This is a genomic window from Flavobacterium pectinovorum, assembly GCF_900142715.1.
Taxonomy (GTDB): Bacteria; Bacteroidota; Bacteroidia; order Flavobacteriales; family Flavobacteriaceae; genus Flavobacterium; species Flavobacterium pectinovorum.
In genome coordinates this window covers 445,614-460,302 of sequence record NZ_FRBX01000002.1, presented here as the reverse complement: position 1 = coordinate 460,302, position 14,689 = coordinate 445,614, and the positions used below count along the sequence as shown (strand labels likewise).

Genomic DNA, 14,689 nt, shown 5'->3' with positions numbered 1-14,689 from the left:
CTCCATTCTTGTTTATCAAAATTTAAGTCAAAATTGAGACAAAAAACTCATTGCAGTTATACTATTTAAAACAAATTAACAGTCTTTTTCTTTACTTTATTCCTTTTCTTTTATTACTCTAAAATCTCCTATTTATAATTAAAATAATTTGATTATAAAATTTAACCCGTACTTAAAAGTGTAGTAAAAATAATACTTAAGCAATATTTTTCATATTATGTAATAAATTACAATTAATGCAATTTATTACATAATACATAATTTAACATAATATTTTTTATTATATATGTTTTTTTATGATAAAAATATTTTGAATATCGAAATTTTATTTATTTTTGTGTAATCGATTACAATAAAACCACTTTTTGTAATTAGTAAATAACCACAAATTATTCTTTACTAACCTTAAACCAACTATTATGAAAAAAAACTTACTAATTTTGATTTTTTTGCTATCTATGCAATCATGGGCGCAACAAATTACCGAATCTACAGGATGGCTCGAATCTGTATTTGTAAAATGGCAACCTGTAAGCAATTCTCAATCGTATAATGTATACTATACAGGCGAAGGAATTACTGATCGAAAAATTGACAATCAGCTTATTCGCAGTTATGGATCTTATTTCCGTGCGGACATTCCCGGATTAAAAGCAGGTTCTTACACCGTAAAAATAAAACCTGTAATTTCTGGAGCAGAAGGAACTGGCACAATAACAGGCTCTCTTACAGTGAAAGCACAGGATAGAACCGGCTTCGCTTTTTCAAACGGACGTGTTCCAGGTGGTTACAATGCTGATGGTACGATAAAGAGTAATGCTGTAATCCTATACATTACAGAACAAACAAAAAACACTGTATCACTAAATGTTACGGGAGCAACAACAAATCCCTGCGTAGGTTTACAAACTATTTTGGATGGATACAAGAAAGGCCAAGATTTACGCCCACTAATTGTTCGTTTGGTTGGACAAATTACAGATCTATCGTATATGCAAAGTGGCGATATAGCGATAGAAAATAATAAAAACGCATCAAGTTATATTACTCTTGAAGGTATTGGAAACGATGCAGTAGCTGACGGATGGGGAATAAGAATTAAAAACGCTTCTAATATCGAAGTTAGAAATATTGGAACTATGAACTGTAATAGCAGCGAAGGTGACAATATCGGATTACAGCAAAACAACGATTATGTTTGGGTACACAACTGCGATTTATTCTATGGAGATGCAGGAAGTGATGCTGATCAGGTAAAAGGAGACGGAGCAATGGATTGCAAAAAGTCAACTTATGTTACGTTTTCATATAATCACTTTTGGGATTCGGGAAAATCAAATCTATTAGGATTAAGCGAAGGAACAACTGCGGGATTATACATCACGTATCATCACAATTGGTACGACCATTCTGATTCTCGTCATCCTCGTGTGCGCTATTATTCAGCTCACGTTTACAACAATTATTATGACGGAAATTCAAAATACGGCGTAGGATCAACATTAGGTTCATCTGTTTTTGTTGAAAATAACTTTTTCCGTAATTGCAAATATCCAATGCTAACTTCGATGCAGGGAACTGATGTATATAACGGGGCTGAAGGAACTTTTTCAAGTGAAAATGGCGGAACAATAAAAGCATTCAACAACACGATTAGCGGGCACACACGTTTTGTAGGTTATGACGCAAGCACAAATCCGGTTGAATTTGATGCTTATATTGCTTCAACAAGAAACGAAACTATCAGCAGCAGTATAAAATCTAAACAGGGCGCTAATACTTACAACAATTTTGATACTAATTCGAGTGTTATGTATTCTTACACTCCTGATAGCCCTGAAACTGCAAAAACAAATGTAATGCAATATGCAGGGCGCGTTTCTGGCGGAGATTTAAAATGGACTTTCAATAATGCTGTAGATGATACTGCAGATGCTGTTAATACAGCTCTTAAAGCTGCCCTTGTAAATTATCAGACAACTTTAGTATTTGTTCAGGATGGCACGAATAATCCTCCTGTAAGTTCTCAAACTTTAACTTCAACTTCAAACAATAACCAAACCGTTACAAGTGGCACAGCAATAGGCTCTATTGTATTTACATGGGGAGGAGACGCAACTGATGCAACTGTAACCGGTTTACCTGCATCAGGAATAAGCTTTGTGAAAAACACAACAGCAAAAACAATCACAATTACAGGAACACCAACTGCAACTGTAACCTATTCTATTGCTACAACAGGAACAGGAACACCAGCAACGGGATCTGGAACTATAACTGTTACAGCAGCATCGACACAAACTTTAACTTCAACTGCCAATAATAATCAAACAGTTGCGAGCGGAACTGCAATAGGTTCAATCGTATTTACATGGGGAGGTAGCGCAACAGATGCAACAGTAACAGGATTACCGGCATCGGGAATTAGTTTTGTGAAAAATACAACAGCAAAAACAATCACAATTACCGGAACACCAACTGCAACATTATCTTATTCAATCGCTACAACCGGATCATCCGGCTCAGCTGCAACAGGATCTGGCACAATAACGGTAACAACAAATAATCCAGGTGGAAATGAAATACACAATTTTACAACTTCAGGAAAAACGAGTTCTTTCTACAATATAACAGGAAATCTATCTACAACAAAAGGAACAGTAACATACAACGGCTTGACATTGACACAATGCCTTAAAATTGAGTCATCTACAAGTATAACTTTCACAACAACTCAGTCAAGCACTTTGACTTTGGTATTTGTTGAAGCGGCAGCAACAATTAAAGTGGACAACGTAGATAAAACTGCTTCAGGAGGAATTGTGACTGTGACACTTGCTACAGGAAACCATACAATAACAAAAAAAGACACCTCAAATTTATTCTACATTAGTACACAATATAGCGGAAGTACTTTACGTATTGCACAAACACCAACTGCAGAAACAGAAACTGCAAAAGTTGTTTTATATCCTAATCCTGTTACTAATGTATTGTATCTTTCTAATTCAGACCAAACAGTAGAAAAAATCGAGATTTATAATATTTCGGGAACATTGGTCAATTCATCAGGGAAAAATACCGAAAGTATCGATATAAGCAAACTTATTCACGGAACTTATCTTGCAAAAATTTATACATCCAATGGTACAATTAATCAAACCATTCTAAAGAAATAATAACTAACTAAATTTTAAAAGAAAGGCTTCCAAATATGGAAGCCTTTCTTATTACTTATCATCTAATTTAATTACAAATCAAACTTTATACCTTGTGCCAATGGCAAACTTGTCGTGTAATTAATGGTATTGGTTTGACGGCGCATATAAATTTTCCAGGCATCAGAACCTGATTCACGTCCGCCTCCTGTTTCTTTTTCTCCACCAAAAGCTCCACCAATTTCAGCTCCTGAAGTTCCGATATTTACATTTGCAATACCACAATCAGAACCAACTACCGATAAAAATCTCTCAGCTTCACGCAAATTATTTGTCATAATAGCCGAAGACAATCCCTGACCTACTCCATTTTGAATTTCGATAGCATTATCTACATCACCCGAATATTTAATTAAATATAAAACCGGAGCAAATGTCTCATGCTGTACAATTGCAAATGAATTTTGAGCCTCGGCAATTGCAGGTTTTACGTAACATCCACTTTCATAACCTTCTCCTGAAAGAACTCCACCTTCAACCAGAATTTTTCCTCCTTCGGCAACAACTTTATTTAATGCAATTGCATACATTTCAACTGCATGAGTATCGATTAACGGTCCAACGTGATTGTTTTCGTCAAGCGGATTTCCTATACGTAATTGCTCATAGGCTGCAACCAAAGCATCTTTTACTTTATCATAAATACTTTCGTGAATAATCAAACGACGCGTCGATGTACAACGTTGTCCTGCCGTTCCTACAGCACCAAAAACAGCACCAATTACGGTCATTTTAATATCTGCATCCGGAGTTACAATTATAGCATTATTTCCTCCTAATTCTAAAAGCGATTTCCCTAAACGTCCGGCAACTGCCTGAGCAACAATTTTCCCCATTCGGGTTGAACCTGTAGCTGAGATTAACGGAATTCGTGTATCAGCCGTCATTAATTCTCCTATTTTGTAATCGCCATTAATTAAACATGAAATACCTTCTGGTAAATTGTTTTCCTTGATAACCTGAGCAATAATATTTTGACAAGCGATTCCGCATAAAGGTGTTTTTTCAGAAGGTTTCCAAACGCAAACATCACCCGAAATCCAAGCCAAAGCTGTATTCCAGGCCCAAACTGCAACCGGAAAATTAAATGCCGAAATAATCCCTACAACCCCCAATGAATGATATTGCTCATACATACGGTGTCCTGGTCTTTCAGAATGCATCGTTAATCCGTGTAATTGTCTTGATAAACCAACGGCAAAATCACAGATATCAATCATTTCCTGAACTTCACCGTAGCCTTCCTGCAATGATTTACCCATTTCATAAGAAACCAATTTACCAAGATCTTCTTTATTCTGACGCAATTTTTCTCCAAACTGGCGTACAATTTCTCCACGTTGTGGTGCAGGAATCAAACGAAATGTCTTGAAAGCTGCTGTTGCAGCCTGCATTACTTTTTCGTAATCTTCCTGAGTTGACATTTTTACCGAAGCAATCAATTTTCCGTCAACAGGTGAAAAACTATCTAGAACTTCTCCTGATGAAAAATTATTGATCCCTGTTGATGTTCCTTCATTTATCAATTTGATGCCCAATTTATCCAGAGCCTCATTCATTCCAAATTGCGATGCTATTGTTGTCATTGTAACTTTTTTAGTTAAAATTGTTATATTTTTATGTAAAGATATTGTTTTCGAATTGAAATACAATTTAAATGATATTTTAAAATAAACGTAAATTTAGCGTTATTTCATATGAATTTCAGGAATAAGCCTCTATTTATTCACTTTAATTAATGAAATTTGTATCCTAAAAAAATCCGGATATGACCATTTTCAACAGGCTTTTACTTTGTTTCCTTTTAATCTCATTTAATGCATTTTCTCAAAAAGAACAAAAAGCTTCTTTTCAAGTTGTTCCATTGGGAATAAAAGGCGGAATCGACGAAAAAAATCTTTCTGCATATTTATTGGCTCCAATAAATACAAAGGATTATATCTGCCTTGACGCCGGAACTGTAAATGCGGGAATCGAAAAAGCAATTGAAAACAAGGTTTTTAAAGTTTCCACAAGTGACGTTTTACGAAAATATATAAAAGGATATTTGATTTCGCATGCACATTTAGATCACGTTTCAGGTTTAATCATTAATTCTCCGGCCGATTCTTCAAAAACAGTTTACGCAACTGACAAATGCATGCAAATGATGGAAAACCATTATTTTAACGATCAAACCTGGGCAAATTTTGGAGATGCCGGCGTTGGTTTTCCTTTGAAAAAATACCATTTCCAAACTTTAAATATTGACGAAGAAACTCCTTTAACGAACACAAAAATGACGGTAAAAGCTTTTCCGTTAAGTCATGTCAATCCGTTTGAGAGCACTGCTTTTTTAATTAAAAATGGAGAAGATTATGCATTATACCTTGGTGACACAGGACCAGACGCTGTTGAAAAAAGCAATGATTTACGCGATTTATGGACTGCAATTGCGCCACTAGTAAAAAGCAAACAATTGAAGGGAATTTTTATTGAAGTTTCGTTCCCGAATGAACAGCCAGATAAATTTTTGTTCGGACATTTAACTCCCAATTATTTAATGCAGGAAATGCATGTTTTGGAAGAACTTGCAGGAAAAGATACTTTGAAAGGTTTTAAAATTATCATTACACATTTAAAACCTCCAACAAAAAACATCATTAAAATTAAAGAGCAAATCAAAAATCAAAACGATTTAGGATTGAAAATTATTTATCCTGAACAAGGGAAAAGATTTGAGTTATAAATTTGTAAGTTAATTTTTATAATTTAGCCAATAATTAAAATTTGAATGGAAATTATTTGGTCTAAAAAAGCAAAATATAACTTTGATAGTATTCAGAATTATCTTGAACACTATTGGACTCCTTTGATTGCTAAAAAGTTTATAAAAAATGTTATGCATATTACTAAAATACTGGAAAACAACCCTCAATTAGGAAAATACAGGCCCGATTTGGAATGTCGAGAAATATTGATTTCAAAACAAATTACCCTATATTACGAAGTAGAAGAAAACTTTATTACGTTAATTGCTTTTTGGAATAATCGTCAACAACCAATAGACATGTTTAATTTGTAAAATTTATATCAGTTTTTTTCTTTTCAATTCCTCTAATACTTCCCCATGGGTTATAAAATTCCCATTCTTTAGATCAAGTTTACCTTGTTCGATTTCTGCTTTTAGTTCTAATCGGAAATTTTCTACTGGAGAAAGTATTTTTGCTATAGAAAGCATCTCATCCGGAGTGAAGGTTTGGGTTTTTAGCTTTCTATAAAAAGTAGGACTTGGTATACCTGCTTTTTCAATAATATAAGCTTTTTTAAATGGAGACTTATCAATTAAATCCTCAATACTATTAACTATATTTTTATATGTGATAATTTCTTGTATCATTTATGGTTTAATTTTATTTCATTTATGATACAAATATAATATTATTCTTTCTTAAATAAAAATATTACTATAATGAATTAGCCCAGATAGAAGTGGAAATCCTTTTGTGTTAGTTGCGACGGACACAAAAGATTGGAACGAATAGCTAGATTAGCTCCTAAAAAACTATTTCTTCGCAACAAATCTAGGATCACTTTCCATTACAGTTCCGCAATTATCGCAGGTTCTTAAATCTTCAGAGTTATAGAAATGTTCAAAATGTGGCAGGAAATCTTTCTCTATATTATGCAATTCAAAAAACACTTCATATAGTTTATGATTGCAATTATCACAATGCCAAAGCAATCCATCAGTATATTCTTTTCCGGCACGTTTGCGCTCGATTACCAAACCTATTGAACCTTCGGAACGAACAGGAGAATGTGGGATTTTTGCAGGATGAAGATACATATCACCCGCATGTAATTCCATTTCTTTGCGTTCACCATCTTCCTGAATAACCACTTTTATACTTCCTTCAAGCTGATAAAAAAGCTCTTCGGTTTCGTTATAATGATAATCTTTTCGGGCATTTGGACCTGCAACAATCATTACAATATAATCACCGGAATCTACATAAAGATTTTTGTTTCCAACAGGCGGTTTAAGTAAATGACGGTTTTCGTCGATCCATTTGGTAAGGTTAAAAGGTTTTGCTATTGACATTTTCTTTTAGAATTTTATGAAAAGCTAAGATAGTGAATTTGTAGAGACGCACCGCAGTGCGTCTTATCGGTTTTTATTATAGGAACGTAGACGCACTGCGGTGCGTCTCTACAATCTCATCTCTTTTATCAAATAAATATAAACCGGAAAGTGATCGCTAAAACCAACTTCTGTCAATGTATGCCGCAACGGATATCCTTTATATTTTCCGGAAGTCTGGATAAGATAAGATCTGTTGAAAATACCGGCTTTCCAAAATTTAAAAGAATCAAAATCAGGATCAATCAATGATTTTGATATTATAATCTGATCAAAAATATCCCAGGAATCCCGAAAAGCCAACGTTCCCATTCCTTTATAAAACATTTCTTCAAAAGGATTATAAATGCCAAATTCAGGAACATCTGCCTTTTTTGCTTTTGCACCCAAAGCTTCTTTTACACTTTTATTATAAGGTCCATCATTTAAATCTCCCATCGTAATTACCTTCGCATTTGGATTTATACGCTGTAGCGAATCGATAATTTTTCTGTTTAATTTGCCCGCTTCTTCCCGAAATTTACTCGAAGTTTTTTCTCCGCCAGAGCGCGACGGCCAGTGATTGACTATAATGCTTATTTCTTCACCTTCTAAATAGCCGGTCACTAAAAGCTGATCTCTTGTAAAAACCCTATTGTTTTGATGTTTTATTTTTACTTCCTCGTTTTCAGTTTCTTCCTTTTCATCTTCTTTGATAGCCTCTTTATTTTTGAAAATATATAAAGGTATGTTTGAATAGGATGTTGGCTTAAAATATTTTTTCTGATACAATAACGCCACATCAATTCCTCGTTTATCCGGAGAATCAAAATGAATGATTCCGTAATCGAATTTAAGCAATTTGGGTTCTTTGATTAAATCTTCTAAAACACCTCTGTTTTCAATTTCAGAACCACCAATTATTGTTGGTGCGTTTGGGTTCTCCGGACTTCCAATATCTGACAAAACGATTGAAAGGTTTTTTAATTTTTGCTGATATTTTTCTTTTGTCCAATTTTGAATTCCGGTTGGCGTCCATTCGTCATCATGTGTAGTTGGATCATTTATAGTGTCAAATAGATTTTCGAAATTATAAAAAGCTACGGTGTGAATTGTGTACTTTTTAGATTGTGCAAACAAACAAGAAATTGAAAAAAAGAATACGAATAAGAACTTTACTTTAAGCTTATGTGTCATTGGTGTTGAATAAAAATCTAAAGTAAACATTTAATTATTTGTAAGAAAATTATATTTATTTTAATTTTGGTTTTGTGTTTTTTTATTGCAATTTGTCTTGTAACTTGCTGACTCAATTCCTTTATTAAAAAATGAAAAAAAATCTTTTTGCTGCTGTTTTATTTATTATTTTCAACCTTTCTCATAGTCAGCAAAAAAGTTCATTTGCAGATAGCATCAGAATAAAATATCATATTCCCGAATTGGCTTATGCCGTTGTTTCATCTGATTCAATTATAGAAATCGAAGCTTTGGGATATCAACGAATTAACACCAATTTTAAAGCAAATCTGGATGATAAATTTCGTTTAGGATCGCTTACAAAAACTATTACAAGTTATATTGCTGCTGTTTTGGTTAAAGAAGGAAAAATAAAATGGGATACAAAATTCTTTGATTTATATCCGGAACTAAAGGCAAAAAGCAATCCTGCAACTTACGATTTTACTTTACAGGATTTTATCACTTTTAGAGCCCACATCCCGACATGGTCTTACGGAAATGAAACGCCAACCCAAAAAGAAGTTACGGGAAACGATCAACAACAGCGTTATAAATTTATCGCCTGGTTTTTCAAACAAAATCCTGCTATTTCAGAAAAACAAGATGTTTATTGGTCAAACCCAAGTTATGTTGCTGCGGGATTGATGCTCGAAAAAGCAACAGGCAAAACTTACGAAACTCTGGTAAAAGAATTAGGCAAAAGTTTACATATCGATTTTGATTTTGGTCAGCCAAATTTAAAAGACATCAAACAGCCCTGGGGACATAATGAAGATTTAAAGCCCGAAGCTCCGGCATTAAATTATAAACTCAACTGGCTTTCATCGGCAGGAAATGTAAATGTTAGTTTGCCTGATTATTGTAAATTTACGCAAATGCAATTGCAGGGTTTATTGGGAAAATCAAAACATTTTACCGCAAAAGAATTTAATTATATGCATTTTGGTTTATTCGAATTTTCGTTTGGATGGGAATCTGAAATTAAAAAGAATAATGAGTTACAATATTCTTTTCACAATGGAAATCCGGGAACTTTTTTAACCAAAGTGTATATTTGCCCTGCAATAAACAAAGCTTTTATTCTGTTTGCAAATGTACAGTCTGAGGAAGCCGACAAAGGATTAATGCTGCTTTTAGAAAAATTGCAAAACCAATATGGCGGTTAATTATTTAACCAAAATCTGATTTAAAAAATAATTTATAATTTTAAGCAAAAGAAAAAACATGAAAACGAATAATTTCCGTCACTTAAAGAAACACTTTGCTTGCTGTAAATTCGTATTTCTTATTTTTGCCTTACAATCATTCACCTGTCAATCTCAACAAAACATGATCACACCACCTTATTTACAAAAAGGAGATACAGTAGCCATTTTAGCAACTGCCAGAAAGAATATAGATGACAACTTAAAGCCTACAATCGATTTATTGCATAGCTGGGGTCTGGAAGCTGTTGTCGGAACTACAATTGGACTTGATTATAATCAACTTGCAGGAACTGATGAACAGCGTGCCGCTGATTTTCAAAAACAATTAGACAATCCAAATATCAAAGCAATTTGGTGTGTTCGTGGTGGTTATGGAACGGTAAGAATGATTGATTTACTTGATTTTACCAAATTTAAACAACATCCAAAATGGATTATTGGTTTTAGCGACGTTACTGTTTTACACAACCATTTAAACACGATGGGTTATAAATCAATTCATGGTGTAATGCCCGTAACGATCCCGCGTGCGACTCCTGCTGCTATTAGCTCAATGAAATCGAGTTTGTTTGGCGAACCTCTTTCCTATTCTGTTGGGCCGGATAAAATGAACCGTTTTGGAACTGCAACCGGCGAATTAGTGGGTGGAAATCTGTCTATTTTATACAGTTTATTAGGTTCACAATCGGCAATAGACTGTAAGGATAAAATTTTATTTATTGAAGATTTAGACGAATATCTATATCATATTGATCGTATGATGATGAATTTACGCAGAAATGGCTGTATCGAAAACCTAAAAGGAATTGTAGTTGGCGCCATGACCAAAATGAAAGATAACGAAGTACCATGGGGGAAAAATGCAGTTGAAATTGTTGATGACGTTACTAAAAAATACAATATTCCGGTAATTTTTAATTTCCCGGCAGGTCATATTCAGGATAACAGAGCTTTAATTATGGGAAGCACAGTGACAATTGATGTAAACGCATCCGGAAGCACACTTAGTTTTAAGAAATAATATAACTCAAAATAGCCACGAAGTCGCAAAGACGCAAAGAAATTAACTTTGTGTCTTTGCGACTTCGTGGCTAAAAAGCAAAAATGGCAGAACACAACGAACTCGGAAAAAAAGGAGAAGAACTTGCGGTAGAATATCTTCGCGAAAATGGCTATAAAATACTCGATAGAAACTGGCTTTTTCAAAAGGCAGAAATAGATATAATCGCACAAAAAGATAATTTTTTAGCTGTAATAGAAGTCAAAACAAGATCAAGTACAGATTTTGGGTTGCCACAAGATTTTGTCAAGCAAAAAAAAATTCAATTACTGGTAAAAGCAATAAATGCCTACATAAACTATAGGGAAAAGGATTTTGAAGAAGATTTAGAAATTCGTTTTGACATAATTGCCGTACAAAAAAAGGATGAAACATTTGCAATTGAACATCTTACAGATGCTTTTTACCATTTTTAACATAATTTTTTATTGTTATATTTGTAACAAATTGTTTTTTTATTTATATTTGCAAGGTTTTATAACAACCCTATTAAACTAAACCAACCCAATTAAGTTACAAAAAAAAAAAAAGAATTATGAAAACCGTTTCATCAATTGTAGAAAATTACATCAAAACAAAGCCATTTTTACTAAATGCATTGTCGCTTGGAATTATCAACTTAACTTCTCTGTCCAGGAACATTATGACAGAACTTGAAAGTGAATTTGGTAAAGAAGTGAAACAAGGCGCCGTTGTAATGTCGCTAAAACGGCTCACAGAAGAATTAGATTTTAAATTGAACCATAAAATTAATAAGGTAATTAAGAATATTGGTGAGATTACAGTTCGTTCTGAATTAACAGATTATACCTTTGCAGCTTCAGAAACTGTATTGAACAAACAAGCAGATTTAATTTCTGATATTAATGTTTTATCTGATATTTTTTATACCTCATCCCGTGGTGTAAATGAAACTAACATCGTGGTTAGCAGCAGCGTAAATCATTTAGTTGAAAAACATTTTATGCGCGAAAAACTAATTCAGAAATTAGATAATCTGGCTTCAATAACAGTAAAATTACCAAAAGAAAACATCGTAGTTCCTGGTATTTATTATTTCATTTTCCAGCGTTTGGCTTGGGAAGGAATTATTATAAATGAGGTAATTTCAACTTCAAATGAATTCACCATTTTAGTTGGTGAAGATCAGGTTGATGTTGCTTTTAAAGTAATTAAAGATTTGAAAAACTAATTAAAATAAAAAAATAGAATCCTACAATTCTGCACTTATAAAATCCTTTTGTCTTTTAGATAAAAGGATTTTATCTTTTTAATCATATTGTAAATCGAGTTGTGTTTAAAGTTCAGCATAAGAATATTCCTTGTAAATATCAGCAATTACAGCTTTTTAACAAATTCCATCAAAAATTTTATAAACCCGTAAAATCAATTCCTATGCACCGTTGCTAGGGATTCGTTAAAATTTTATTAAAAAAACTTTAATTAAGTTTTTTTATATGCTATTTGTTGCGAATTATATTTTTATATATTTGCTAACCTGTCAACAAATAAGACCACTCATTTTGATAGTATCCTAATATAATTAGAATTAAATAAAGACTAATTAAATTAATGTTAGAAGCGAACAACAATAGCGAAAAATTATTGGTTAGTGAACTCAAAAATGGCAACGAAAAAGCATTTCGTCAACTTTTTGATTTATACTATCAGGAAATCTATGGTTATAGCATTAGCATTTTAAAATCAAAAGAAGCTGCTGAAGAAAATGTTCAGGATGTTTTTATGAAAGTCTGGCAAAATCGGGAAAACTTAAATCTGGAACAATCTTTTAAGGCCTATATTTTTACAATTGCCCGAAATCAGGCTTTTAATTTCTTAAACAAAGCAGCAAACGAAGTACTTCTTAAAGAAGAGATTTTCTATGAAAGCCAAAAATCTCATGAATATGGCGATTACTCGATTCGCGAAGAAGATTGCAAAAAACTTCGAAAAGAAGCTATGAATCAATTACCTCCTAAACGGAAACAAATTTTTAAAATGTCACGAAAGAAAGGCATGAGTTACGAAGAAATAAGTCAGGAACTCGGCATCTCTATAAATACAGTCAGGAATCAAATGAGCAAAGCATTAGAATCGATGCGAGTCTTTTTTCAGGTTCATGATGAAATTATCTAAACCAAAATACCCTTTAACCATCAAAATCACCCTTTCCGGGTGATTTTTTTTGTTTTAACCACAAAGGACGCCAGGGTTTATGCCATATTTTTGTCATTTCGAGCGAAGGGAGAAATCACACAAGAAACTCCGCAAACAAAATCACCAATCTTTGTCGATCTACTAGTGTGATCCTTCCTTCGTCAGGATGACAAAAATGGTTCGTTTCTTCAAAAACCTGAAAAAATTTTAAAAATATTTTTCATTAAAAACCTCAACAAAATCAATATTTCACAGGTTTTTTCCTTTCTTCAATATGTTAAAATTAAAAAAATTACAACGTTTGAGTAGTACTTAACTTCCTTTCAACTGTATTATATAAAACCCGAACTAAAATCAATTCGTAATGAATTCAAATTCTGAAATAAAAGACCTATTACAAAAGTTTGTTTTAAACCAATGTACGCCCGAAGAAACAAACGAGGTAATTGCATATTACAAAAAAAATAAACTTACGGATGATTTTCCTTCTGTAGAAGATATTCAAAATCTTTTGGGAGAAATGCCGAAAATGAGTCCGCAAAAGGCCGATGATATTTTCATGAACATTTTGACTTCATCAAAAGAAAATGAAACTACTATTGATATTGCTCCTAAAAAATCTCACTTCAAAAAATACATTGCAATCGCAGCTTCGGTTGTGGTTTTATTGGGAATTGGATTTTTCTACAAACAAAATATTCAGAATAAAACCATTCAGCCAAAATTCGACTTTAAAAGCACGGATATTGTTTTACAATTAGAAAATGGAAAAGTGCAGATTATTCATGAAGATAATTCTGTTCAGGTTTTAGATTCAAAAGGAAATGTTGTTGGAAATCAGTCTGGAAATAAACTGGTTTACGAAAACAATTCAGATTTGGAGAAAGTTTCTTATAACACAATTAAAATTCCGTACGGTAAAAAATTCCAGTTGCAATTGTCAGACAGAACGCTTGTTCATCTGAATTCAGGAACAACTTTAAAATATCCGGTAAAATTTATTGCGGGCGAAAACAGACAGGTTTTTCTTGACGGAGAAGCATTTTTTGATGTTGCAAAAGATAAAAAACACCCTTTCATAGTAAATGCTGACAACTTAAATGTGCGTGTTTTAGGAACCCATTTTAATGTTTCTAATTATCCCGAAGATGCTGCAACAGATGTTGTTTTGGTAGAAGGATCTGTGGGAATGTACAATAGTAATGAAGATTTTAATGCTGATAAAAATACGATTTTGAAGCCGGGTTACAAAGGAAGTTTCAATAAAGAAAACGCCTCAATTATGACCAAACCAGTAATCACAGACATTTACACTTCATGGATTAATGGCGGATTGACTTTCAGGAATATGACTTTCAAAAATATCATAACAAAATTGGAAAGACGCTATAATGTTACGATCATCAATAAAAACGAAAAACTGGCTAACGAAAAATTCAACGCAAGTTTTAAAGAAGAATCTATAGAAAATGTGATGAGTTATTTTAATGATATTCATGGCATTAATTACACCATAAAAAACAATCAGATACTAATTAAATAACCAATAACCAATGAAAAAACATGAAGAACTAAAAGTACAGGAATAAAAAAATCGGAAAGAGCTGCGAACAATTTCCGATTTACTAAGTGATTGAATATAACGAATTAACTACAATCAATTAACAAAATTATGAAAAAAAAATCTAAGAATATTGGGTTCCTA

The 14,689-nt window shown here is 32.9% G+C and carries 13 protein-coding genes; 9 read left to right on the top strand and 4 right to left on the bottom strand.

Annotated features, from left to right (window positions below; translation table 11 throughout):
* Positions 1-419: 419 nt before the first annotated feature.
* Positions 420-3,179: a pectate lyase family protein gene (locus BUE22_RS08560; protein WP_073394587.1), complete on the top strand. Its 2,760-nt coding sequence runs from the start codon at positions 420-422 to the stop codon at positions 3,177-3,179.
* 71 nt (positions 3,180-3,250) lie between these two features.
* Here BUE22_RS08560 and amaB read toward each other — a convergent pair whose 3' ends face one another.
* Positions 3,251-4,804 (bottom strand): L-piperidine-6-carboxylate dehydrogenase, encoded by a 1,554-nt coding sequence (amaB, locus tag BUE22_RS08555; protein ID WP_073395021.1) that lies wholly within the window; start codon positions 4,802-4,804, stop codon positions 3,251-3,253.
* Between the two features lie 182 nt (positions 4,805-4,986).
* On the opposite strand from amaB, the gene BUE22_RS08550 reads away from it, so the two are divergent.
* A complete protein-coding gene (locus tag BUE22_RS08550; protein WP_073394586.1) occupies positions 4,987-5,946 on the top strand; it encodes an MBL fold metallo-hydrolase in 960 nt (319 codons plus the stop codon).
* 45 nt (positions 5,947-5,991) lie between these two features.
* A complete protein-coding gene (locus BUE22_RS08545) occupies positions 5,992-6,282 on the top strand; it encodes a type II toxin-antitoxin system RelE/ParE family toxin (protein WP_042563244.1) in 291 nt (96 codons plus the stop codon).
* 3 nt (positions 6,283-6,285) lie between these two features.
* Here BUE22_RS08545 and BUE22_RS08540 read toward each other — a convergent pair whose 3' ends face one another.
* The 3 genes from BUE22_RS08540 to BUE22_RS08530 all read right to left on the bottom strand — a co-directional run bounded on the left by BUE22_RS08540 (position 6,286) and on the right by BUE22_RS08530 (position 8,517).
* A complete protein-coding gene (locus tag BUE22_RS08540) occupies positions 6,286-6,597 on the bottom strand; it encodes a hypothetical protein (RefSeq protein WP_073394585.1) in 312 nt (103 codons plus the stop codon).
* 165 nt (positions 6,598-6,762) lie between these two features.
* Positions 6,763-7,302: a 3-hydroxyanthranilate 3,4-dioxygenase gene (locus BUE22_RS08535; RefSeq protein ID WP_073394584.1), complete on the bottom strand. Its 540-nt coding sequence runs from the start codon at positions 7,300-7,302 to the stop codon at positions 6,763-6,765.
* Positions 7,303-7,410: 108 nt separating this feature from the next.
* Positions 7,411-8,517 carry an endonuclease/exonuclease/phosphatase family protein gene (locus BUE22_RS08530; protein ID WP_073395020.1) on the bottom strand — a complete coding sequence of 369 codons (1,107 nt, stop codon included), beginning with the start codon at positions 8,515-8,517 and terminating at the stop codon, positions 7,411-7,413.
* Positions 8,518-8,648: 131 nt separating this feature from the next.
* On the opposite strand from BUE22_RS08530, the gene BUE22_RS08525 reads away from it, so the two are divergent.
* The 6 genes from BUE22_RS08525 (at position 8,649) to BUE22_RS08500 (ending at position 14,527) form a co-directional block, all read left to right on the top strand.
* On the top strand, positions 8,649-9,725 hold the full coding sequence (locus BUE22_RS08525; RefSeq protein ID WP_073394583.1) for a serine hydrolase domain-containing protein: 1,077 nt from the start codon (positions 8,649-8,651) through the stop codon (positions 9,723-9,725).
* 163 nt (positions 9,726-9,888) lie between these two features.
* Positions 9,889-10,788: a S66 peptidase family protein gene (locus BUE22_RS08520; RefSeq protein WP_084540238.1), complete on the top strand. Its 900-nt coding sequence runs from the start codon at positions 9,889-9,891 to the stop codon at positions 10,786-10,788.
* Between the two features lie 83 nt (positions 10,789-10,871).
* Positions 10,872-11,243 carry a YraN family protein gene (locus BUE22_RS08515; RefSeq protein WP_073394581.1) on the top strand — a complete coding sequence of 124 codons (372 nt, stop codon included), beginning with the start codon at positions 10,872-10,874 and terminating at the stop codon, positions 11,241-11,243.
* A 119-nt stretch (positions 11,244-11,362) separates the two neighbouring features.
* Positions 11,363-12,019, top strand: a complete 657-nt coding sequence (locus BUE22_RS08510) for an aspartate kinase (protein ID WP_042564741.1) — start codon at positions 11,363-11,365, stop codon at positions 12,017-12,019.
* Between the two features lie 380 nt (positions 12,020-12,399).
* The gene (locus BUE22_RS08505; protein WP_073394580.1) at positions 12,400-12,963 is read left to right on the top strand and encodes an RNA polymerase sigma factor; all 564 of its coding nucleotides are present in this window, start codon (positions 12,400-12,402) and stop codon (positions 12,961-12,963) included.
* Positions 12,964-13,348: 385 nt separating this feature from the next.
* Complete coding sequence (locus tag BUE22_RS08500; RefSeq protein ID WP_073394579.1) at positions 13,349-14,527, top strand: FecR family protein; 1,179 nt, start codon at positions 13,349-13,351, stop codon at positions 14,525-14,527.
* Positions 14,528-14,689: the final 162 nt, after the last annotated feature.